The organism is Cardiobacterium sp. Marseille-Q4385 (genome assembly GCF_916618745.1).
Lineage (GTDB): Bacteria > Pseudomonadota > Gammaproteobacteria > Cardiobacteriales > Cardiobacteriaceae > Cardiobacterium.
In genome coordinates this window covers 1,956,130-1,980,376 of sequence record NZ_OU745373.1, presented here as the reverse complement: position 1 = coordinate 1,980,376, position 24,247 = coordinate 1,956,130, and the positions used below count along the sequence as shown (strand labels likewise).

Below are 24,247 nucleotides of genomic sequence, written 5' to 3'. Positions count from 1 at the left end.
CCTCCTATGCACCCCACCATCATGGACATCGAAGAAATCCGCCGCTACCTGCCGCACCGCTACCCCTTCCTGCTGATAGACCGCGTCACCGACATCGAAGTTGGCAAATACATCAAAGCCATCAAAAACGTCAGTGCTAACGAACCCTTCTTTCAGGGACACTTCCCCGGTAAAGCCGTCATGCCCGGCGTACTGGTCATCGAGGCCATGGCGCAAGCCGCCGGCATCCTCGGCGTAAAAAGCGGCCGTAAAGAACTCGGCCTGCCCGACATCCCCGAAGAAGACAACATCTACTTCTTCGTCGGCATCGACAAAGCCCGCTTCCGCAAAACCGTCGTCCCCGGTGACCAACTGCATTTCGACATCAACATTATCCGCTCACGGCGCGGCATCTGGTCATTCAACGCCGAAGCGCACGTAGACGACAAACTCGTCTGCGAAGCGGAAATCATGTGCACCACTGCAGGCAGAGGAGGATAAACATGATCCACCCAACCGCCATCATCGACCCCAAGGCCGAACTCGCGCCGGACGTCAACATCGGTGCATACAGCGTCATCGGCGCAGACGTGCACATTGACAGCGGCACCACCATCGCCCCGCACGTCGTCATCGAAGGCCCGACCCGCATCGGCAAAAACAACCACATCTACCCCTTCGCCTCGCTGGGCGCCGCGCCGCAGGACAAAAAATACGGCGGCGAAGCGACCACCCTGCAAATCGGCGACAACAACACCATCCGCGAATACACCACCTTCAACCGGGGCACCGTGCAGGACATCGGCACCACCATTCTCGGCAACGACAACTGGATCATGGCCTACGTCCACCTCGCGCATGACTGCGTCATCGGCGACGACACCACCATCGCCAACAACGTCACCCTCGCCGGCCATGTCCACATCGAGGATCACGTCGTCATGGGCGGCTTCGCGCTGGTGTACCAATTCGTGCACATCGGTGCCTACACCATGGTTGGCTACTGCGCGGGGGTCAAACAGAACGTCGCGCCCTACTCGCTTGTGGTCGAATCCCCGGCGCGCATCGCGGGCATCAACCTCGAAGGCCTGAAACGCCATCATTTCAGCGCCGAGGATATCGCCATGATCAAACGCTGCCACCACCACCTCTATCAGGAAAACCTGCTGCTGGACGAAGCACGCGACAAAATCAACGCGCTTGCGGCAGAATCCGCCCCGGCGCAAAAAATCGCCACCTTCCTCAACAATATCGTCGGTAAACGCGGCCTGACCCGCTGAACCGTCAGTCAGATAAAAAAAGCCGCAGTTACTCTGCGGCTTTTTTCTTGGAAAAATTACTTATGGCGCCAGGGCTTCATCATCCCCTTCAGCCGGTGGCAGGTCTTTCACCAAATCGTGCAGAAGATTGTCCATGCGCGCGCCGTATTCCACGGATTCGTCGTAAACGAAAGTGAGTTCCGGCACTTTGCGCGTGGTGAGCTTTTGCGCGAGATAGTGACGGAACTGGCCAGCATGTTCGTTCAGCGCGCGGATGAGATCCTGACGTTCGTCCGGATCACTGATGACGTGAGTAACGTACACTTTGGCAAAGGACAGATCACGCGTCACCCGCACTGCCGTAATCGACAGTAGCGAGGCGTGCGGGTGATTGAGGATTTGCGCAATGAGGCTCGGCGCGAGGTCGCGCCGGATTTGTTCGCCGATGCGGCGAGTGCGGTCGCCGTGTTTGTTGTGTTGCATCACAGGGTCCTTTCGACGGAAACGCGTTCGTAGCATTCGATTTGGTCACCGATACGCACATCGTTGTAGTTTTTCACGCCGAGGCCGCATTCGGTGCCTGCACGCACTTCGCTAACGTCGTCTTTGAAGCGGCGCAGGGATTCGAGCGCGCCTTCGTAGATGACGACGTTGTTGCGCAGGACGCGGATGGGGTTGTTGCGTTTGAGGACGCCGTCTTCGACGATACAGCCGGCCACTGTGCCAAATTTGGAGGAACGGAAGACTTCGCGCACTTCGGCAAGGCCGATGATGTCTTCGCGCACTTCCGGTGAGAGCAGGCCTTGCATCGCCGCTTTGACCTGGTCGATAGCCTCGTAAATGATGCTGTAGTAACGCAGATCCACCCCTTCGCTTTCGACCAGTTTTTTCGCATTGGCGTCGGCGCGGACGTTAAAGGCGATGATGATGGCTTCGGAGGCGATAGCGAGCTGCACGTCGGATTCGGTGATACCGCCGATGCCGGAAGCGATGATGTTGACTTTGACTTCGTCGGTTGCAAGTTTGAGTAACGAGTCGGACAGCGCTTCCACCGAGCCTTGTACGTCGGCCTTGATCATCAGGTTGACGCTCTGGACTTCGCCGCTGCTGGTGTTGGCAAAGAGGTTTTCCAGTTTGGCCTTTTGCTGACGGGCAATTTTGATCTCTTTGAATTTGCCCTGGCGGAAGTTGGCAATTTCGCGCGCTTTGCGTTCGTTTTCGACGATGACAACTTCATCCCCCGCGTTCGGCGTACCGGAGAGGCCGAGGATTTCCACCGGCGTCGAGGCACCCGCTTCTTGCAGTTCGTTGCCGTTTTCGTCAAGCATGGCGCGGATTTTGCCGTATTCCATACCGGCCAGCATGATGTCGCCTTTTTTAACAACGCCGGACTGGACAAGGACAGTGGCAACGCTACCGCGACCACGGTCAAGGCGGGACTCGATGACGACGCCGCGCCCCATGCCGGTCGATGGTGCGGTGAGTTCGAGAACTTCGGCCTGGATGAGGACTTTGTCGAGCAGGTCGTCAATGCCTTCGCCGCTTTTCGCCGAAACGTTAGCAAAGAGGTTTTCGCCGCCCCAGTCTTCGGCGACAACGCCGTATTGGGTCAGTTCGGATTTGACTTTTTCCGGATCGGCATCGGGCTTGTCGATTTTGTTGACAGCGACGATGAGCGGCACGTTGGCGGCACTCGCGTGCTGGATGGCCTCGATGGTCTGCGGCATGACGCCATCGTCAGCGGCGACGACGAGAATGACTATATCGGTCGCATCCGCACCACGTGCACGCATGGCGGTAAAGGCGGCGTGACCCGGGGTATCAAGGAAGGTGATAGTGCCCTTCGGGGTTTGCACGCGGTAGGCGCCGATGTGCTGGGTAATACCACCCGCTTCGCCGGCGACGACTTTGGTCTTGCGGATGTAGTCAAGCAGCGAGGTTTTACCGTGGTCAACGTGACCCATGATGGTCACGACCGGCGCACGCTGGATGATGTTACCCGCGTCTTCGTCGGCTTCAGCCATGACTTGCGCTTCGAGTTCGTTTTCTTTGAGCAGAATGTACTGGTGTCCCATTTCTTCGGCGACAAGCGCAGCGGTTTCCTGGTCTAGCAACTGGTTGATGGTCACCATCGAACCCAGTTTCATCATGACTTTGATCAGTTCGCCCGCTTTGACGCTCATTTTCTGTGCCAATTCACCGACAGTGATGGTTTCCGGGATACGCACTTCACGTGAGACGGGGGCAACGGGTTTTTCGAATTTGCCGCCTTTGCGCTCGTTCTCACGCGAGGGTTTGCCGCGTCCGCCGCGCCCACCACCGCTGCTACGGCGCGGTTCGTCCTCGCCACGCCCGCCGCGTTTGCCACCGCGTTCGGTTTTGCTTTTGCTACTGGCGCCACGTTCGCGCGACTGAATATGGAAGCGGCTTTCGGCTTCTTCTTCGTAGTTTTCCCGCTTGGCGACGTCTTGCAGGGCTTCTTGGCGCTGACGTTCGAGCTCGGCGTGTTCTTTGGCGGCTTCTTTTTCACGCGCTTCATGCTTGCGCAACTGCGCTTCGGCGTTCTTTTTCGCTTCTTCGGCCTCGCGTAGTTGCCGCTGCTTTTCTTGCTCGGCGAGTGAGGCGGCTAGCGATGTTTCGGCCTTGCGGCGTGCTTCTTCGGCGGCTATGGCGGCTTTTTCTTCTTGCTCTTTGCGCTCTTTGCGTGCCGCTTCTTCGGCGATGCGGCGCGCTTCGGCAGCCTGGGCTTCTTCACGGGCACGCGTTTCGCTGTCACGCATGGCTTCACCCTGGGCGAGACGCTGCTGTTCGGCCATTTGTTTGGCGATTTCTAGCGGGCTCAGTTTTTTCTCGCCACTTTTTTTCGCACTGCTACTACGCGGTTTTTTAGCAGCGCCTTCGGCGGCATTCTTTTTCTCGACGGGTTTGGCGCTACTGCTGGTTTTGTTGCCAGCTTTGCTGTCTTTCAGGCTGAGTTTTTTGTTGCCACCGGTTTTTTTTGCCGCCATGTGTTTGGTCAGGGCAACTTTTTGTGCGGGGCTGAGTTCATCCCCGGTGTCTTGTACGTTAATGCCCGCTTCGGCAAGCTGCGCCATCAGGCGATCCACCGGTATTTTCAGTTGTTTGGCTACTTCTGCGACTGTTGTCATTGTTTTTGTTCCTCGTGTTTATCCACGAAACCATGGTTCGCGCGCTTTGAGTATGAGCGCTGAGGCCTGTTCCTGGTTCATGCCGGTGTAGGTCATGAGCTCATCCACCGACAGCTCCGCCAAGTCTTCCTGGGTATGCAGGCCTTTTTCCTGCAAGATAGCGATGACGCTTTCATCCAGACCTTCCACGCTGTCAAGCGGCAGCTGCATTTCTTCCTCCGGCTTGACTTCTTCGACGAAAGCTTGTTGCAGCAGGTGATCGGCAGCGCGCTCGATCAACGCATCAACGGTTTCTTCGTCGAAGTCTTCGATAGCAAGCAGTTCTTCACGTTCGGCCGAGGCGACGGCTTCCGCCGTGTTGTAACCAGCTTCGATGAGAATATCGGCGATATCGTCATCCACATCCAGTGCAGCGGCCAGCTCGCGCTCTTGCGCATCTTGCGCCGCTTCCTGCCGTGCCTGGAATTCGGCTTCGCTCAGCACGTTGATGGTCCAGCCAGTCAGTTCACTGGCGAGACGCACGTTTTGTCCGCCACGCCCAACAGCCTGCGGCAGCTTATTTTCCGGTACGGCGATGTCGATACTTTTGCGCACTTCATCAGCGGCTGTTGCAGTGATTTGCGCCGGCGCCATCGCTTTGCGCACGAAGGTCTCCGGATCGTCATCCCACAGCACGATATCGATACGCTCGCCCGCCAATTCGTTCATCACGCCCTGCACACGTGAGCCACGAATACCGACGCAGGCACCAACCGGATCCACGCGCGGGTCAAAGGTGCGCACGGCAATTTTGGCACGCAGGCCGGGATCTCGCGCCACACCCATGATTTCGATGATGCCGGTGCCGATTTCCGGCACTTCCAGGGTAAAAAGCGCTTTCAGCATTTCCGGGGCAACGCGGCTGACTTCCAGCTGCGGCCCGCGCATTTCCAGATTGACCTTGGCGAGATAACCACGAATGCGGTCGCCCACACGCAGGTTTTCACGCGGGATCATGCCGTCACGCAGGATAGTCGCTTCGACGCCGTTCACATCCACGATGACATTGCCACGTTCGTGGCGACGGACGATGCCGTGCACCAGCGTTCCTTCCTCAGCGATAAAGCGGTCATAGACTTTGCGCCGCTCCGCCTCACGCAGTTTCTGAATGATGATTTGCTTCGCCTGCTGCGCACTAATGCGGCCAAAGGGTTCATTCTCAATCGGGATTTCTAGCACATCCCCAACATGCAGATTCTGTTCAGGATATTCGATAGTGGCGACGCTCTCGCGCATTTCGGCATCGGGATTTTCCAAAATCGCTTCGTCATCAACAATCGTCCACACACGAAAACTCTTGTATTCGCCGCTGCGCGGATCAATCACCACCTTGGCGTCAATTTCCTCATCGGGATAACGTTTGCGCGTCGCTGCCGCTAACGCTGCTTCCAGCGCTTCAATAATGACGCTGCGATCAACTTCCTTTTCGTTCGCCACCGCTTCCACGATGTTCAATAATTCTCTGGACATGATGTTCTCCTTCAAAAAACAGGTACCAAGCGCGCCTTATCCACATTGGCAAAATCAATTTCCACCGTTTCCGTTTCCTTGCCGTTTGGTATCTGCAAAGTGATGCGCTGCACTGCTTCATCGGTCGCAGCAATTACCCCCTCAAAACGGCGGCGTTTACCAAGCGGGGTGTGCAGATTCAGCTTCACCGTCTGCCCGGTAAAGCGGACAAAATCGGCAAACGCAAAAAGCGGGCGGTCCAAACCGGGCGACGACACTTCCAGCGTGTATGGCGCATTAATCGGGTCTTCTACATCCAGAATTGGATTCACCGCTTCCGTGACCGCCACGACACCGTCCATATCAATACCGCCTTCTGGCCGGTCCACATAAATGCGCAAAATCGAATTGACCGAATTATGGTGATATTCCACCCCCACCCACGCAAAACCCATGGATTCCACCACGGGTTTTAGCAGCTCCGTAACCTTCTCCTCGCGCGACATACCGCCCCCTTATGAAAACGCATACAACAAAAAAGCCCTTAAAAAAGGGCCTGATAAAAAATCCGGTTTGGAAGCGGGGGCTGGATTTGAACCAACGACCTTCGGGTTATGAGCCCGACGAGCTACCAGACTGCTCCACCCCGCATCTGACAGGGGCGCCATTATAGAGAAAAGCGCTCCGCTTGCAAGTATCACCATAAAAACGATGGCCACAAAAAACATAATCCATTGACTTAACGATAAATATATAACTCCGGCACAGTATTTGAATTTAACTTGGCGACAGGCATTGTTACAATGACGCCATAAAAAAGTTACATACTCTTTTCTACACAAGGAAACTTTCATGATTAGAAGAATAATCAACGGCTTACGTCGCCTCTCTGGGCATGACGTTCCGGATGATGAAGAACAGGAAGGCTTCAATGAGATCATCAACTGGGCGGAAGAAAATAACATCGGTGAAGACCGCATCCCACGTGATGCCGAAGAACTTGCCGGATTAGGGCGCCTGGATCTTTCATTTCGCCGTTTACAAAGCCTGCCTGACAATATTGGCGATCTGATACATCTGACCGAACTCGATCTGCGCGGTAACGAACTGGAAACACTGCCTGAATCCATTGGCAACCTCACCCTACTGAAACGGCTTGATCTCAAATGGAATCGGCTCGAAGCGTTACCGAATAGCCTGAAAAACCTTACCCGTCTCAGCAAACTCGAATTCGGCTACAACCGGCTGACCCGCCTGCCGGAAACCCTGGCCGGCTTTACCCAAATCACCGAACTGGACATCGGTGATAATCGCTTGGAACGTGTGCCGCATTACCTCAGCAATTTCACTAACCTGACCAAGCTCAACCTTGCGCGCAACCAGCTGGAAGAATTACCCGCCTTCCTCGGCAAGTTGACGCGCCTCACTCACCTCAACCTTTCCGCCAACCCGCTCAAACAACTGCCAGATTTCATCGGCGAACTCACCAACCTGACCGAGCTCGAACTTCACGGCAACCAGCTTGGCACCCTGCCGGAATCCATCAGCAACCTGCACCAACTGCATCACCTGGATATCGGCGGTAACCTGCTTACTACCCTTCCGGAAAGCATTGGCGCCTTAGAAAATCTCGACGTCCTTGACGCACACAACAACCGCCTGACTTCCTTGCCGGAATCTATCGGCAACCTGCAACGACTGAGCTGCCTCTCGCTGGCGCATAACAAACTGACCCGTCTGCCGGAGCAAACCAGCCATCTGCTACGCCTGAGTACCCTTGATCTCTCGCACAACAACCTGATGACCCTGCCGGACTTCGTCTGCAATTTCAGCCGCTTGACTAATCTGCATCTGGCACACAATGAACTGACCATGCTGCCGATGCATATTGGCTACCTGAGCGAACTGGAGATTCTCGACGTCAGCAACAACGATCTGGGCTCTCTGCCGGACAGCGTGGCCAAACTCGATAAACTGACCACCCTCAACCTCTCCGGCAATCAGATCCCCTTCCTGCCAAAATTTATCGCCAACCTCACTCATTTATGCATCCTTGATGTACGCAATACGCGCATGAAAGTCCCGCTGGCACTAGCCAACCGCATCGAAAGTAACGCAGTCATGGCGGGCTATTTCAAATAACCCTAACCGAAAACCTTCATACGCGATAAAAGCCTCTTCCCCAGGGAGAGGCTTTTTTGTTGTATGCAAACCTGTCAACCATAAAAAAGCCACCCTTACGGGTGGCTTTGGTCGTTGTACCACTGGCACGCATCAGATGATGCCGTTGCCATTTTCCCTGAGGAAGTCGTCCACGCTGTGATAGCTTTGGGTCATGCCCTCAAAGGTGATGCTGTTGTGGTAGGTTTTCACGCCATCGGTGGTGTCGAAGCTGAGTTTGTGTGCGCTGTCGTCCCACTGGGCGTTCTGGATTTCCGATAGGCCTTTCCAGCCCGGCGCTTTGGCGTCAATGCTCTTGGTATCCAATAGATCGGTGAGCGAGATTTTGTCTTCGCCAATTTTGAAGTCCTTGATGACATCGTGGCCATTCGCTGCCTTCGTATTGTAGATGAAGGTATCGCCGCCCTTACCACCAGTCAGGCTGTCGTTGCCGTCGTGGCCATAGATGAAGTCGCGACCTTCGGATCCGGTGATATCGTCTTTGCCTTCACTACCGTCCAGCGTTGCGCCGGTGCGGACGTGCCATGCCGGGTTGTTTGCCGTGCCGGTATTGTGCACGTCTTGCAACTGGTTTAGATCCAGACTGGCTTCTGGTTTGAGCATGAGATTGTTATCCAGCCCCAAAGTCTGATAGGTGCTATCCGCTGCACCATGCGCTTTGTATTGCATATGCAGGGTGGAAACCGAACCTTCTTCAAGATAGATAATTTCCACGCTATGTACACCTTCAGTCAGGTGGATACCATTCGGGTGCTTGCCAAGCGTATCGGCCTCGCTGATGGAGAAATCTTTGTAGATATCTTTGCCATCAATACGAACTGTTGCTCCGTTATCAAGTGCAAACTTGAAGTCGTAGGTGCCTTCACCGAAATAGACGTGGCCCACGATCCGTACGGCAGCATCAGTGGTATAGCCGAGGCCAGAAGTACCATTATATGGCGCGCCCGCTTCGACTCTGGCGGAATCAGCATCTTCCGCGCCATTGACGTCAAGGAAGTTGCGCAGTGCACTGCTTTGGCTTAAGCCTTGACCCACAGCGGTTTTCTCGTTGTTGGCGAGACCGCTGGACACCGCTGCTTTACCACCATAATTGATATCGGTAACGGTGAAGCGTGCATCTGGGGTGCCTTCGGCTGCAGATTTGATCTCGCCAGTAACCTTGCTGCCATTACGCCCGTTGATCATCTTCTCGGTGAAATCAAGATCATACAGGTTATTTGCGGGGAAACCTGGCATATTGACACCGGATTTTTTGTCATCAGCGTGATAACGGACATTAGCGGCGACTTTTGGATTGTTTTGCACCAAGCGGTCAATACCATTGTCATTGTAGCCGTAATACTCACCGCTCAGACCGACTTTATCCGCTGCAATGGCTTCGCTGGTTGCGTTGCCGGTCATATTATTGACGGCATCTTCACCGGCAGTACCACTACCTGCGTCGCTGCTGAGTGTACCGGTCGCGGCCACAGCCTTGACTTCGCTGTTATCCAGCACGGCTTTCGCCGCGATGGTGACAACACCTGTCTTGGCATCTACGGTAACGCCATCCGGCAGGTCGGTGCCTTTCCATTCGCCACTGGCCGGGTCTTTGTTCACCACGACTTCATGGTCTGCCTTGCCTTCGTCTTTGTAGGTGATGGTCAGTTTGTCCGCACCGGTCGACGGGGTCACGGTGACGCTGCCTTGTTCGGTTCCTGCGGCAACATTCGGCGCTTGCGGAGCAACCGGCGGCACATCGGTGATGGTGCCAGTGCCTGTGGCCGGAGTGGTTTGATCCGCTGCTGCGGCATCCAGCGTCAGGGTTTCGTCGCCTTCGGTGTCGGTATCGGTCACCGTCGGCACTTTGACTTGTACGCCTTTGTCGCTACCCGCCGGGACGGTCGCACTGAATTTACCGTCGCTGCCCGGGGTGACTTCTGTCCAGGTGTTGCCGCCGTCGGTGCTTATTTCTACCGGTTTGCCGGTGTCGGTACCCAGGGTCGCCGTGCCGTTTTTCAGGGTCAGTTCCACCGGGGTGTCTGCCTGCGGGGCATCCAGCGCTACTTCGTAGACCAGCGCCTTGCCTTCTTCCGCCTGCGGCGAACTCACGCTCTTCACTTGCGGTGTTGCAGGCGGCGGGGTGGTCGCGTCGTTGATCGCCGTCGTCACGCTGGTGTGGTCGCCCAGTTGCGCCCCTTTCGGCTCGCTCAGGGTCAGGCTGTAGGTTTCTTTGCCTTCGGCCTGTTTGTCATCCACGGTGTTCAGCTTGAACTCTACTTCGGTTTTGCCCGCCGGTATGGTCAGCGTTTTGTTGATTTCCGGTGCCGGGCTGAAGTCGGCATCGCTGGTCTCGCCGTGTTTCAGGGTGACGGTGACGGTGATGTCTTTGTCTGCTGGCTTATCCAGCGTGACTTTGTAGGTCGCGCTTTCACCCTCGGTGACGTTTTCGTCGCCGCTGATGCTGACTTTCGGCTCGACCGGCTGCGGTTGGTTCGCATCGTCTTCACCGGCGGTGCCTTTGCCTTCCGAGGTCTTGCCACCGCCGCTGTTTTCGGCAATGACGTCGCTCTGGTCTTTCACCGCATCCGGCGGCAGGGTCACTTTGCCCGTTTTCGGATCGACGGTGATGTCTTTGTGCGGCAGGGTACCTTCCGGCTTCCATTCGCCCGTCGTCGGGTCTTTGACCACGGTGATGGTCTGCGGCTGGTCGCTTTCGTCGGTGTATTTGACCTCCAGTTTGTCCGCCTTGTCGGCCGGGGTGATTACCATGCCGCCTTTGTGATCCGGGTCTTGGGCCACAGCCGGCGGCGGCGGGGTATCGCCATCAACGATTTGGGTATCAACGCTGGTTTCTGTACCCAGTTGGGCTCCCTGCGGGTTGCTGATGCTGAGGTTGTAGTGTTCCGCCCCTTCAAACTTGCCGTCTTTGGCTGCTTCCAGGGTGATTTTCGCCTCGGTTTCGCCCGCCTTGATGGTCAGGGTCTTGGTCGCATCCGGTGCCGTGGTGAAGTCGGCGTCTTCTGTACCTTTGTGCGTCAGGGTGACGGTGACGGTGACGTCTTTGTCCGCCGGTTTGTCCAGCTTGACGGTGTAGGTCGCCGTTTCGCCTTCGTTGACTTTGTCGCTGCCACTGATGGTAACGACCGGCTCGTTTGGCTGCGGCGGGTTCGGATTGACGTCGTTGCTATCAGCCTTGCCGTGCGCCGGGACGCTGCTGTCAGGGCCGACGTTGTTAGTCGCTGTCACATCCGAGCCGTCTTTGACGTCTTTCGGCGGCAGGGTCACTTTGCCCGTCGCCGGATCAACGGTGATGTCTTTGCTCGGCAGCTGGCCTTCCGGCTTCCATTCGCCCGTCGCCGGGTCTTTGACCACGGTGATGGTCTGCGGCTGGTCGCTTTCGTCGGTGTATTTGACCTCCAGTTTGTCCGCCCCGTCGGTCGGGGTGATTACCATGCCGCCTTTGTGATCCGGGTCTTGGGCCACAGTTGGCGCCGGTGGTTCGCGACCGGTCACGTCGTTGTCAACGATCGTGCCTTCGCCGACGACGGTATCAGCTTGTTTGGCTGCCTTGCCCTCGAGGCGGATGGTTTCGTCACCTTCCACTGCCGTGTCATCAACCGTCGGCACCTGAACTTTGATGCCGTTCGTGCTGCCCGCCGGTACGGTGACTTTGAAGTTGCCGTCGGCGTCTGGCGTGACTTTCGTCCAGGTGTTGCCACCGTCAACGCTCACTTCGATTTCTTTGCCAAGGTCAGTCGCCACATCGCCACTACCGTTCGCCAACTTGAGGGTGATTTCGGTATCGGCGGTCGGCGCTTTGTTCAGCGTGACGTCGTAAGTGAGAGCCGTGCCTTCCACTGCCTTGTCACCGGTGATGCTCGCTACCTCGACTTCGCTCGGCGTATTGCCATCATCGTTCGGTGCTATGCCGCTCTTTTCGTCACTCGTCAGGGTGCCGTCGCCGTTCTTCGCAACCACGGTGCTGCCGTCTTTGACTTCGTCCGGCGGCAGGGTGACTTTGCCCGTCGCAGGATCAACTTTGATGTCATCGCTCGGCAACTTGCCTTCCGGTTTCCATTCGCCCGTTTGCGGATCTTTGACTACGGTGATGGTCTGCGCCTGGTCTTTCTCGTCGGTGTAGTTCACCGTCAGGGTCGTCGCCTTGTCCACCGGCGTCACGATCATGCCACCTTGGTGTGCCGGATCTGCTGCCACCGTCGGCGGGTCTATCTTCTGCGGCTGCGGCGGCGTCACATTGTCGTAGGTCACCGTGATCGTACCCGGCTGGCTTTCGTGGCCCGCTTTGTCGCTTACGGTGTATTTGACCGGTGTCGGGCTGCCAGTAAAGCCAGCAGCCGGGCTGAAGGTTACGGTGCCATCGTTGGCAACCTTCCAGGTGCCTTCGCCGCTCACTTCCAGGGTCTTCACTTTGTTGCCGCTGCCGTCCAGGAGTTGTACGGTCGTCGGGTCAATGTCGCCCTGGGCATCCCGGTCGTTCGTCAGGACGTTGATCGTCGCGGTTGCCCCTATTTTGAGGCCGTCCAGGTTGTCGTCGTTGGCGTTCGGCGCCTCGCCTTGCGGGGTGTCGATGGTTTTGTCCACGTTGCCGCTCGCGTTCACGCTTTCTTTGCCGTCACTGACGGTCACGGATACGGCCGGCAGGTCTTCGCCCGCGTTGACGTGCGCAGCGCCCGCGGCGGTCAGGCTTACGGTGCCCGTCGCCGGGTCGATGCTGTAGTAGCCGTTCGGGTCGCTGTTCGGGGTCAGGCTGTAGGTCAGGCTGTCGCCATCTTGGTCAGCGCCACGGCTGGTCGCGACTTGTTGGCCTTCTGTTGCCTGTCCTTGTTCTGGGTGCAGGGTCACGCTGACTTCTAGGGTCGGTGCGTGGTTCGCCGGCGGCGGCGGGGTGATGCCGTCGTTATCGGACGTTATTTGTTCGCTCGCCGTCGTCGGGTTACCACCGTTGTGCGCCACGGCTTGGACCGGGCTGTTGTCTTTCACCGCATCCGGCGGCAGTTTGACGGCACCCGTGGCGGCATCCACGGTGATGCCCTGGTTCTCCGGCACGCCCGTCGCCAGCCATTGGCCCGCCGGGCCTTTGCTCACGGTGATGGTCTGCGCTTTGTCGTCTTCGTCGGTGTAGGTGATGTCGACTTTGTCGGTGTTCGCCCCCGGGGTGACGGTCACGCCGCCTTGTTCTGCCCCCGTGCCTTTGTCCAGGACGGGTTTCGCCGGGTCAGCGGCTGCGCTTTCGTAGGTCAGGGTGATGGTCGCCGGCTGGCTTTCGTGGCCCGCTTTGTCGCTTACGGTGTATTTGACCGGTGTCGGGCTGCCAGTAAAGCCAGCAGCCGGGCTGAAGGTCACGGTGCCATCGTTGGCAACCTTCCAGGTGCCTTCGCCGCTCACTTCCAGGGTCTTCACTTTGTTGCCGCTGCCGTCCAGGAGTTGTACGGTCGTCGGGTCAATGTCGCCCTGGGCATCCCGGTCGTTCGTCAGGACGTTGATCGTCGCGGTTGCCCCTATTTTGAGGCCGTCCAGGTTGTCGTCGTTGGCGTTCGGCGCCTCGCCTTGCGGGGTGTCGATGGTTTTGTCCACGTTGCCGCTCGCGTTCACGCTTTCTTTGCCGTCACTGACGGTCACGGATACGGCCGGCAGGTCTTCGCCCGCGTTGACGTGCGCAGCGCCCGCGGCGGTCAGGCTTACGGTGCCCGTCGCCGGGTCGATGCTGTAGTAGCCGTTCGGGTCGCTGTTCGGGGTCAGGCTGTAGGTCAGGCTGTCGCCATCTTGGTCAGCGCCACGGCTGGTCGCGACTTGTTGGCCTTCTGTTGCCTGTCCTTGTTCTGGGTGCAGGGTCACGCTGACTTCTAGGGTCGGTGCGTGGTTCGCCGGCGGCGGCGGGGTGATGCCGTCGTTATCGGACGTTATTTGTTCGCTCGCCGTCGTCGGGTTACCACCGTTGTGCGCCACGGCTTGGACCGGGCTGTTGTCTTTCACCGCATCCGGCGGCAGTTTGACGGCACCCGTGGCGGCATCCACGGTGATGCCCTGGTTCTCCGGCACGCCCGTCGCCAGCCATTGGCCCGCCGGGCCTTTGCTCACGGTGATGGTCTGCGCTTTGTCGTCTTCGTCGGTGTAGGTGATGTCGACTTTGTCGGTGTTCGCCCCCGGGGTGACGGTCACGCCGCCCTGTTCTGCCCCCGTGCCTTTTTCCAGGACGGGTTTCGCCGGGTCAGCGGCTGCGCTTTCGTAGGTCAGGGTGATGGTCGCCGGCTGGCTTTCGTGGCCCGCTTTGTCGCTTACGGTGTATTTGACCGGTGTCGGGCTGCCAGTAAAGCCAGCAGCCGGGCTGAAGGTCACGGTGCCATCGTTGGCAACCTTCCAGGTGCCTTCGCCGCTCACTTCCAGGGTCTTCACTTTGTTGCCGCTGCCGTCCAGGAGTTGTACGGTCGTCGGGTCAATGTCGCCCTGGGCATCCCGGTCGTTCGTCAGGACGTTGATCGTCGCGGTTGCCCCTATTTTGAGGCCGTCCAGGTTGTCGTCGTTGGCGTTCGGCGCCTCGCCTTGCGGGGTGTCGATGGTTTTGTCCACGTTGCCGCTCGCGTTCACGCTTTCTTTGCCGTCACTGACGGTCACGGATACGGCCGGCAGGTCTTCGCCCGCGTTGACGTGCGCAGCGCCCGCGGCGGTCAGGCTTACGGTGCCCGTCGCCGGGTCGATGCTGTAGTAGCCGTTCGGGTCGCTGTTCGGGGTCAGGCTGTAGGTCAGGCTGTCGCCATCTTGGTCAGCGCCACGGCTGGTCGCGACTTGTTGGCCTTCTGTTGCCTGTCCTTGTTCTGGGTGCAGGGTCACGCTGACTTCTAGGGTCGGTGCGTGGTTCGCCGGCGGCGGCGGGGTGATGCCGTCGTTATCGGACGTTATTTGTTCGCTCGCCGTCGTCGGGTTACCACCGTTGTGCGCCACGGCTTGGACCGGGCTGTTGTCTTTCACCGCATCCGGCGGCAGTTTGACGGCACCCGTGGCGGCATCCACGGTGATGCCCTGGTTCTCCGGCACGCCCGTCGCCAGCCATTGGCCCGCCGGGCCTTTGCTCACGGTGATGGTCTGCGCTTTGTCGTCTTCGTCGGTGTAGGTGATGTCGACTTTGTCGGTGTTCGCCCCCGGGGTGACGGTCACGCCGCCTTGTTCTGCCCCCGTGCCTTTTTCCAGGACGGGTTTCGCCGGGTCAGCGGCTGCGCTTTCGTAGGTCAGGGTGATGGTCGCCGGCTGGCTTTCGTGGCCCGCTTTGTCGCTTACGGTGTATTTGACCGGTGTCGGGCTGCCAGTAAAGCCAGCAGCCGGGCTGAAGGTCACGGTGCCATCGTTGGCAACCTTCCAGGTGCCTTCGCCGCTCACTTCCAGGGTCTTCACTTTGTTGCCGCTGCCGTCCAGGAGTTGTACGGTCGTCGGGTCAATGTCGCCCTGGGCATCCCGGTCGTTCGTCAGGACGTTGATCGTCGCGGTTGCCCCTATTTTGAGGCCGTCCAGGTTGTCGTCGTTGGCGTTCGGCGCCTCGCCTTGCGGGGTGTCGATGGTTTTGTCCACGTTGCCGCTCGCGTTCACGCTTTCTTTGCCGTCACTGACGGTCACGGATACGGCCGGCAGGTCTTCGCCCGCGTTGACGTGCGCAGCGCCCGCGGCGGTCAGGCTTACGGTGCCCGTCGCCGGGTCGATGCTGTAGTAGCCGTTCGGGTCGCTGTTCGGGGTCAGGCTGTAGGTCAGGCTGTCGCCATCTTGGTCAGCGCCACGGCTGGTCGCGACTTGTTGGCCTTCTGTTGCCTGTCCTTGTTCTGGGTGCAGGGTCACGCTGACTTCTAGGGTCGGTGCGTGGTTCGCCGGCGGCGGCGGGGTGATGCCGTCGTTATCGGACGTTATTTGTTCGCTCGCCGTCGTCGGGTTACCACCGTTGTGCGCCACGGCTTGGACCGGGCTGTTGTCTTTCACCGCATCCGGCGGCAGTTTGACGGCACCCGTGGCGGCATCCACGGTGATGCCCTGGTTCTCCGGCACGCCCGTCGCCAGCCATTGGCCCGCCGGGCCTTTGCTCACGGTGATGGTCTGCGCTTTGTCGTCTTCGTCGGTGTAGGTGATGTCGACTTTGTCGGTGTTCGCCCCCGGGGTGACGGTCACGCCGCCCTGTTCTGCCCCCGTGCCTTTTTCCAGGACGGGTTTCGCCGGGTCAGCGGCTGCGCTTTCGTAGGTCAGGGTGATGGTCGCCGGCTGGCTTTCGTGGCCCGCTTTGTCGCTTACGGTGTATTTGACCGGTGTCGGGCTGCCAGTAAAGCCAGCAGCCGGGCTGAAGGTTACGGTGCCATCGTTGGCAACCTTCCAGGTGCCTTCGCCGCTCACTTCCAGGGTCTTCACTTTGTTGCCGCTGCCGTCCAGGAGTTGTACGGTCGTCGGGTCAATGTCGCCCTGGGCATCCCGGTCGTTCGTCAGGACGTTGATCGTCGCGGTTGCCCCTATTTTGAGGCCGTCCAGGTTGTCGTCGTTGGCGTTCGGCGCCTCGCCTTGCGGGGTGTCGATGGTTTTGTCCACGTTGCCGCTCGCGTTCACGCTTTCTTTGCCGTCACTGACGGTCACGGATACGGCCGGCAGGTCTTCGCCCGCGTTGACGTGCGCAGCGCCCGCGGCGGTCAGGCTTACGGTGCCCGTCGCCGGGTCGATGCTGTAGTAGCCGTTCGGGTCGCTGTTCGGGGTCAGGCTGTAGGTCAGGCTGTCGCCATCTTGGTCAGCGCCACGGCTGGTCGCGACTTGTTGGCCTTCTGTTGCCTGTCCTTGTTCTGGGTGCAGGGTCACGCTGACTTCTAGGGTCGGTGCGTGGTTCGCCGGCGGCGGCGGGGTGATGCCGTCGTTATCGGACGTTATTTGTTCGCTCGCCGTCGTCGGGTTACCACCGTTGTGCGCCACGGCTTGGACCGGGCTGTTGTCTTTCACCGCATCCGGCGGCAGTTTGACGGCACCCGTGGCGGCATCCACGGTGATGCCCTGGTTCTCCGGCACGCCCGTCGCCAGCCATTGGCCCGCCGGGCCTTTGCTCACGGTGATGGTCTGCGCTTTGTCGTCTTCGTCGGTGTAGGTGATGTCGACTTTGTCGGTGTTCGCCCCCGGGGTGACGGTCACGCCGCCCTGTTCTGCCCCCGTGCCTTTTTCCAGGACGGGTTTCGCCGGGTCAGCGGCTGCGCTTTCGTAGGTCAGGGTGATGGTCGCCGGCTGGCTTTCGTGGCCCGCTTTGTCGCTTACGGTGTATTTGACCGGTGTCGGGCTGCCAGTAAAGCCAGCAGCCGGGCTGAAGGTCACGGTGCCATCGTTGGCAACCTTCCAGGTGCCTTCGCCGCTCACTTCCAGGGTCTTCACTTTGTTGCCGCTGCCGTCCAGGAGTTGTACGGTCGTCGGGTCAATGTCGCCCTGGGCATCCCGGTCGTTCGTCAGGACGTTGATCGTCGCGGTTGCCCCTATTTTGAGGCCGTCCAGGTTGTCGTCGTTGGCGTTCGGCGCCTCGCCTTGCGGGGTGTCGATGGTTTTGTCCACGTTGCCGCTCGCGTTCACGCTTTCTTTGCCGTCACTGACGGTCACGGATACGGCCGGCAGGTCTTCGCCCGCGTTGACGTGCGCAGCGCCCGCGGCGGTCAGGCTTACGGTGCCCGTCGCCGGGTCGATGCTGTAGTAGCCGTTCGGGTCGCTGTTCGGGGTCAGGCTGTAGGTCAGGCTGTCGCCATCTTGGTCAGCGCCACGGCTGGTCGCGACTTGTTGGCCTTCTGTTGCCTGTCCTTGTTCTGGGTGCAGGGTCACGCTGACTTCTAGGGTCGGTGCGTGGTTCGCCGGCGGCGGCGGGGTGATGCCGTCGTTATCGGACGTTATTTGTTCGCTCGCCGTCGTCGGGTTACCACCGTTGTGCGCCACGGCTTGGACCGGGCTGTTGTCTTTCACCGCATCCGGCGGCAGTTTGACGGCACCCGTGGCGGCATCCACGGTGATGCCCTGGTTCTCCGGCACGCCCGTCGCCAGCCATTGGCCCGCCGGGCCTTTGCTCACGGTGATGGTCTGCGCTTTGTCGTCTTCGTCGGTGTAGGTGATGTCGACTTTGTCGGTGTTCGCCCCCGGGGTGACGGTCACGCCGCCCTGTTCTGCCCCCGTGCCTTTTTCCAGGACGGGTTTCGCCGGGTCAGCGGCTGCGCTTTCGTAGGTCAGGGTGATGGTCGCCGGCTGGCTTTCGTGGCCCGCTTTGTCGCTTACGGTGTATTTGACCGGTGTCGGGCTGCCAGTAAAGCCAGCAGCCGGGCTGAAGGTCACGGTGCCATCGTTGGCAACCTTCCAGGTGCCTTCGCCGCTCACTTCCAGGGTCTTCACTTTGTTGCCGCTGCCGTCCAGGAGTTGTACGGTCGTCGGGTCAATGTCGCCCTGGGCATCCCGGTCGTTCGTCAGGACGTTGATCGTCGCGGTTGCCCCTATTTTGAGGCCGTCCAGGTTGTCGTCGTTGGCGTTCGGCGCCTCGCCTTGCGGGGTGTCGATGGTTTTGTCCACGTTGCCGCTCGCGTTCACGCTTTCTTTGCCGTCACTGACGGTCACGGATACGGCCGGCAGGTCTTCGCCCGCGTTGACGTGCGCAGCGCCCGCGGCGGTCAGGCTTACGGTGCCCGTCGCCGGGTCGATGCTGTAGTAGCCGTTCGGGTCGCTGTTCGGGGTCAGGCTGTAGGTCAGGCTGTCGCCATCTTGGTCAGCGCCACGGCTGGTCGCGACTTGTTGGCCTTCTGTTGCCTGTCCTTGTTCTGGGTGCAGGGTCACGCTGACTTCTAGGGTCGGTGCGTGGTTCGCCGGCGGCGGCGGGGTGATGCCGTCGTTATCGGACGTTATTTGTTCGCTCGCCGTCGTCGGGTTACCACCGTTGTGCGCCACGGCTTGGACCGGGCTGTTGTCTTTCACCGCATCCGGCGGCAGTTTGACGGCACCCGTGGCGGCATCCACGGTGATGCCCTGGTTCTCCGGCACGCCCGTCGCCAGCCATTGGCCCGCCGGGCCTTTGCTCACGGTGATGGTCTGCGCTTTGTCGTCTTCGTCGGTGTAGGTGATGTCGACTTTGTCGGTGTTCGCCCCCGGGGTGACGGTCACGCCGCCTTGTTCTGCCCCCGTGCCTTTTTCCAGGACGGGTTTCGCCGGGTCAGCGGCTGCGCTTTCGTAGGTCAGGGTGATGGTCGCCGGCTGGCTTTCGTGGCCCGCTTTGTCGCTTACGGTGTATTTGACCGGTGTCGGGCTGCCAGTAAAGCCAGCAGCCGGGCTGAAGGTCACGGTGCCATCGTTGGCAACCTTCCAGGTGCCTTCGCCGCTCACTTCCAGGGTCTTCACTTTGTTGCCGCTGCCGTCCAGGAGTTGTACGGTCGTCGGGTCAATGTCGCCCTGGGCATCCCGGTCGTTCGTCAGGACGTTGATCGTCGCGGTTGCCCCTATTTTGAGGCCGTCCAGGTTGTCGTCGTTGGCGTTCGGCGCCTCGCCTTGCGGGGTGTCGATGGTTTTGTCCACGTTGCCGCTCGCGTTCACGCTTTCTTTGCCGTCACTGACGGTCACGGATACGGCCGGCAGGTCTTCGCCCGCGTTGACGTGCGCAGCGCCCGCGGCGGTCAGGCTTACGGTGCCCGTCGCCGGGTCGATGCTGTAGTAGCCGTTCGGGTCGCTGTTCGGGGTCAGGCTGTAGGTCAGGCTGTCGCCATCTTGGTCAGCGCCACGGCTGGTCGCGACTTGTTGGCCTTCTGTTGCCTGTCCTTGTTCTGGGTGCAGGGTCACGCTGACTTCTAGGGTCGGTGCGTGGTTCGCCGGCGGCGGCGGGGTGATGCCGTCGTTATCGGACGTTATTTGTTCGCTCGCCGTCGTCGGGTTACCACCGTTGTGCGCCACGGCTTGGACCGGGCTGTTGTCTTTCACCGCATCCGGCGGCAGTTTGACGGCACCCGTGGCGGCATCCACGGTGATGCCCTGGTTCTCCGGCACGCCCGTCGCCAGCCATTGGCCCGCCGGGCCTTTGCTCACGGTGATGGTCTGCGCTTTGTCGTCTTCGTCGGTGTAGGTGATGTCGACTTTGTCGGTGTTCGCCCCCGGGGTGACGGTCACGCCGCCCTGTTCTGCCCCCGTGCCTTTTTCCAGGACGGGTTTCGCCGGGTCAGCGGCTGCGCTTTCGTAGGTCAGGGTGATGGTCGCCGGCTGGCTTTCGTGGCCCGCTTTGTCGCTTACGGTGTATTTGACCGGTGTCGGGCTGCCAGTAAAGCCAGCAGCCGGGCTGAAGGTTACGGTGCCATCGTTGGCAACCTTCCAGGTGCCTTCGCCGCTCACTTCCAGGGTCTTCACTTTGTTGCCGCTGCCGTCCAGGAGTTGTACGGTCGTCGGGTCAATGTCGCCCTGGGCATCCCGGTCGTTCGTCAGGACGTTGATCGTCGCGGTTGCCCCTATTTTGAGGCCGTCCAGGTTGTCGTCGTTGGCGTTCGGCGCCTCGCCTTGCGGGGTGTCGATGGTTTTGTCCACGTTGCCGCTCGCGTTCACGCTTTCTTTGCCGTCACTGACGGTCACGGATACGGCCGGCAGGTCTTCGCCCGCGTTGACGTGCGCAGCGCCCGCGGCGGTCAGGCTTACGGTGCCCGTCGCCGGGTCGATGCTGTAGTAGCCGTTCGGGTCGCTGTTCGGGGTCAGGCTGTAGGTCAGGCTGTCGCCATCTTGGTCAGCGCCACGGCTGGTCGCGACTTGTTGGCCTTCTGTTGCCTGTCCTTGTTCTGGGTGCAGGGTCACGCTGACTTCTAGGGTCGGTGCGTGGTTCGCCGGCGGCGGCGGGGTGATGCCGTCGTTATCGGACGTTATTTGTTCGCTCGCCGTCGTCGGGTTACCACCGTTGTGCGCCACGGCTTGGACCGGGCTGTTGTCTTTCACCGCATCCGGCGGCAGTTTGACGGCACCCGTGGCGGCATCCACGGTGATGCCCTGGTTCTCCGGCACGCCCGTCGCCAGCCATTGGCCCGCCGGGCCTTTGCTCACGGTGATGGTCTGCGCTTTGTCGTCTTCGTCGGTGTAGGTGATGTCGACTTTGTCGGTGTTCGCCCCCGGGGTGACGGTCACGCCGCCCTGTTCTGCCCCCGTGCCTTTTTCCAGGACGGGTTTCGCCGGGTCAGCGGCTGCGCTTTCGTAGGTCAGGGTGATGGTCGCCGGCTGGCTTTCGTGGCCCGCTTTGTCGCTTACGGTGTATTTGACCGGTGTCGGGCTGCCAGTAAAGCCAGCAGCCGGGCTGAAGGTCACGGTGCCATCGTTGGCAACCTTCCAGGTGCCTTCGCCGCTCACTTCCAGGGTCTTCACTTTGTTGCCGCTGCCGTCCAGGAGTTGTACGGTCGTCGGGTCAATGTCGCCCTGGGCATCCCGGTCGTTCGTCAGGACGTTGATCGTCGCGGTTGCCCCTATTTTGAGGCCGTCCAGGTTGTCGTCGTTGGCGTTCGGCGCCTCGCCTTGCGGGGTGTCGATGGTTTTGTCCACGTTGCCGCTCGCGTTCACGCTTTCTTTGCCGTCACTGACGGTCACGGATACGGCCGGCAGGTCTTCGCCCGCGTTGACGTGCGCAGCGCCCGCGGCGGTCAGGCTTACGGTGCCCGTCGCCGGGTCGATGCTGTAGTAGCCGTTCGGGTCGCTGTTCGGGGTCAGGCTGTAGGTCAGGCTGTCGCCATCTTGGTCAGCGCCACGGCTGGTCGCGACTTGTTGGCCTTCTGTTGCCTGTCCTTGTTCTGGGTGCAGGGTCACGCTGACTTCTAGGGTCGGTGCGTGGTTCGCCGGCGGCGGCGGGGTGGTACCGTCGTAGGTGACGGTCACGCTCGCCGGATCGCTGACGTTGCCGTCAACGTCGGCCACGGTGTATTTGACCGGTTTCGGGTTACCAGTGAAGCCCGCAGCCGGGGTAAAGGTGATTTTGCCGGTGGTCGGGTTGACTGCCCAGGTACCTTCGCCGGCAACGGTCAGGGTGGTCACCGGACGGTTATTCGTATCCAGCAGTTTGACGCTGCTCTTGTCGAGGGTGTGGTTGCCCTGCGGGTCGCTGTCGTTCGCAAGCACGTCCACTTCAACCGGCTGGCCTGCTGTGCCTTTGCCCGTGTCGTCAGCCGCCACCGGTTTGACGTTGGTTGGCGGCGGGGTGGTGCCGTCGTAGGTGACGGTCACGCTCGCCGGATCGCTGACGTTGCCGTCAACGTCGGCCACGGTGTATTTGACTGGTTTCGGGTTGCCAGTGAAGCCCGCAGCCGGGGTGAAGGTGATTTTGCCGGTGGTGGGGTTGACTGCCCAGGTGCCTTCGCCGGCAACGGTCAGGGTGGTCACCGGACGGTTATTCGTATCCAGCAGTTTGACGCTGCTCTTGTCGAGGGTGTTGTTGCCCTGTGGGTCGCTGTCGTTTGCCAGCACATCCACTTCAACTGGCTGGCCTGCTGTTGCAGATACTGCATCGTCAGCAGCCACTGGTTTGACTGCTCCGGGTGGGAATACACCATTGTAATTAATGGTGATGGTAGCCGGCTGACTGATGTGTCCATCAACGTCAGTGATGGAGTATTTAACTGGGGTTGGATTACCGGTAAAGCCTGTCTCAGGAGTAAAAGTAACTTTGCCGGTCGTAGTATCAACTTCCCACTTACCTTCGCCTGCAACTGTCAATGAACGTACTCGATTTCCGGCAGCATCCACTAAACGCACTCCTCCCGGATTAATAGTGCTCTTACCATCGGCATCAGTATCGTTAGCAAGAACGTCCACTGTTACTGGGCGACCTGGAACACCAGTGACACTATCAGGGTTAGCGACAGGCGTTGCGCCCTGCGGGGGAGTCGTACCATCGGTTACAGCAAAAGTCGGAGAGCTATTAGTGCTTTCCTGATTACCGGCATTATCTGTGTATTCAACATGTACACTGAGATTCTTGCCTTTATCACCCGGCTTAATGGTATAAGTGGGACCTGTTGCACCAGGGATGGCTACTCCGCTAGCAAACCATTGATAAGAAATACCACTGGTAGGCACACCATCCACATCGCTAATATTGGCGGTCAGGGTTTTCCCAACTTGTGGTTCACCGCTGACGGTAACAACGCCGTTCCCCGGACCAGGAGTGGGTCCAGGATTTGGATTCGGCCCAGGATTTGGGTTGGGATTAGGATTTGGCTGTGGTGCAGCCTCATAAGTTAGTGTTACTTCTGCCGGTTGACTGACATTACCATCCTTATCAGCAACGGTATATTTAATTGGTGTCGGATTACCGGTAAAACCCGCATCCGGTGTAAAGGTAATCTTGCCGTCTTCACCAACTACCCAAGTCCCTTCACCGGCAACCGTCAAAGTTTTTACACCTTGGCCACTGGCATTCAAAATAGTGACACTCTTGGCGTTCAGCGTTTCTTTACCTTGCGGATCAGTGTCATTAGCCAACACATCAATCGTAACTGGCTGTCCTTTCACGCCTGTCGCCTTATCAGCATTCGCAACAGGATTAACGTTTGATGGTTGATTAGGATTATTAGGGTTATTAGTGTCATCACTCGGCGGATTAGGTACCGGCGGCGGCGGTGCCGGCTGGATGCCGGAATTATCATTCTTGCTATCACTATTATGGCTGGCTAAAGCTGCTAACCCCCCTATAGCGACCAGACCACCAAGAATCGCCCATGGGCTTATTCCACCACTAGCACCAACCGGCACAATACCAGCAAAATGCGATTCACCTCCAAGCGCCTGTCCTGCGGCGACGTGATCGGCGAGCATGTGCACCGCATCAGCCTGCTGCGCGCTTTCCGGGATATAGGGATAGAACGATCCGTTTTCGTGTTGGCCAACCAGCAGATTCTTGCTACCGTTCGGATTCAGGCTATAGTAGCCGTCGATAATCAGACTGGGGTTGTCAATGCTCTCGCCTTCAAACGCGATATACAAATCATTGCCGACGCGCTGCGTCATGATGTTTTCCGGCCCGTACTGTGTGCTGAGGTCGGTGAGCTGGTAGTAGACGTTATCCACTGCTCGGATGTGTACGGGGCTGCCGCTGGCGGTGTTGATGTTGACTTGATCGACGATGTCCGCACTATTGCTGCTGCCTTTAACCTTGGCGAGTGTCAGAACGATTTGTTTAGCCATGATTTACCTCGTAAATACGTAACTGTATGGGATTGC

General features: G+C 59.3%; 8 protein-coding genes and 1 tRNA gene. 3 read left to right on the top strand and 6 right to left on the bottom strand.

Going from position 1 to position 24,247, the window contains the following annotated elements; translation table 11 throughout:
• Positions 1–6 precede the first annotated feature (6 nt).
• Together fabZ and lpxA are read left to right on the top strand one after the other, a co-directional pair.
• Positions 7–480, top strand: a complete 474-nt coding sequence (fabZ, locus tag LG374_RS09420; protein ID WP_366144689.1) for a 3-hydroxyacyl-ACP dehydratase FabZ — start codon at positions 7–9, stop codon at positions 478–480.
• 2 nt (positions 481–482) lie between these two features.
• Positions 483–1,259 (top strand): acyl-ACP--UDP-N-acetylglucosamine O-acyltransferase, encoded by a 777-nt coding sequence (gene lpxA / locus LG374_RS09415; RefSeq protein ID WP_225757453.1) that lies wholly within the window; start codon positions 483–485, stop codon positions 1,257–1,259.
• Between the two features lie 60 nt (positions 1,260–1,319).
• Here lpxA and rbfA read toward each other — a convergent pair whose 3' ends face one another.
• The 5 genes from rbfA to LG374_RS09390 all read right to left on the bottom strand — a co-directional run bounded on the left by rbfA (position 1,320) and on the right by LG374_RS09390 (position 6,526).
• The gene (gene rbfA / locus LG374_RS09410; RefSeq protein WP_225757452.1) at positions 1,320–1,721 is read right to left on the bottom strand and encodes a 30S ribosome-binding factor RbfA; all 402 of its coding nucleotides are present in this window, start codon (positions 1,719–1,721) and stop codon (positions 1,320–1,322) included.
• Positions 1,721–4,387, bottom strand: coding sequence for a translation initiation factor IF-2 (gene infB, locus LG374_RS09405; RefSeq protein WP_225757451.1), 2,667 nt, complete (start codon positions 4,385–4,387; stop codon positions 1,721–1,723). The genes rbfA and infB overlap by 1 nt, the downstream gene beginning before the upstream one ends.
• Positions 4,388–4,405: 18 nt before the next feature.
• Positions 4,406–5,896, bottom strand: coding sequence for a transcription termination factor NusA (nusA, locus tag LG374_RS09400; protein ID WP_225757450.1), 1,491 nt, complete (start codon positions 5,894–5,896; stop codon positions 4,406–4,408).
• 11 nt (positions 5,897–5,907) lie between these two features.
• Positions 5,908–6,381 (bottom strand): ribosome maturation factor RimP, encoded by a 474-nt coding sequence (rimP, locus tag LG374_RS09395; RefSeq protein ID WP_225757449.1) that lies wholly within the window; start codon positions 6,379–6,381, stop codon positions 5,908–5,910.
• 68 nt (positions 6,382–6,449) lie between these two features.
• Positions 6,450–6,526 (bottom strand) — tRNA-Met (locus LG374_RS09390).
• Between the two features lie 201 nt (positions 6,527–6,727).
• Between LG374_RS09390 and LG374_RS09385 the strand changes: the two genes are divergently transcribed.
• Positions 6,728–8,017, top strand: a complete 1,290-nt coding sequence (locus LG374_RS09385) for a leucine-rich repeat domain-containing protein (RefSeq protein ID WP_225757448.1) — start codon at positions 6,728–6,730, stop codon at positions 8,015–8,017.
• A 132-nt stretch (positions 8,018–8,149) separates the two neighbouring features.
• Here LG374_RS09385 and LG374_RS09380 read toward each other — a convergent pair whose 3' ends face one another.
• On the bottom strand, positions 8,150–24,211 hold the full coding sequence (locus tag LG374_RS09380; protein ID WP_225757447.1) for an Ig-like domain-containing protein: 16,062 nt from the start codon (positions 24,209–24,211) through the stop codon (positions 8,150–8,152).
• Positions 24,212–24,247: the final 36 nt, after the last annotated feature.

Bases quoted from the DNA above. Each gene is read 5' to 3' on its own strand.
- rbfA (WP_225757452.1), bottom strand. From the start codon at position 1,721: ATGCAACACAACAAACACGGCGACCGCACTCGCCGCATCGGCGAACAA.
- fabZ (WP_366144689.1), top strand. From the start codon at position 7: ATGCACCCCACCATCATGGACATCGAAGAAATCCGCCGCTACCTGCCG.
- infB (WP_225757451.1), bottom strand. From the start codon at position 4,387: ATGACAACAGTCGCAGAAGTAGCCAAACAACTGAAAATACCGGTGGAT.
- LG374_RS09385 (WP_225757448.1), top strand. From the start codon at position 6,728: ATGATTAGAAGAATAATCAACGGCTTACGTCGCCTCTCTGGGCATGAC.
- nusA (WP_225757450.1), bottom strand. From the start codon at position 5,896: ATGTCCAGAGAATTATTGAACATCGTGGAAGCGGTGGCGAACGAAAAG.
- lpxA (WP_225757453.1), top strand. From the start codon at position 483: ATGATCCACCCAACCGCCATCATCGACCCCAAGGCCGAACTCGCGCCG.
- LG374_RS09380 (WP_225757447.1), bottom strand. From the start codon at position 24,211: ATGGCTAAACAAATCGTTCTGACACTCGCCAAGGTTAAAGGCAGCAGC.
- rimP (WP_225757449.1), bottom strand. From the start codon at position 6,381: ATGTCGCGCGAGGAGAAGGTTACGGAGCTGCTAAAACCCGTGGTGGAA.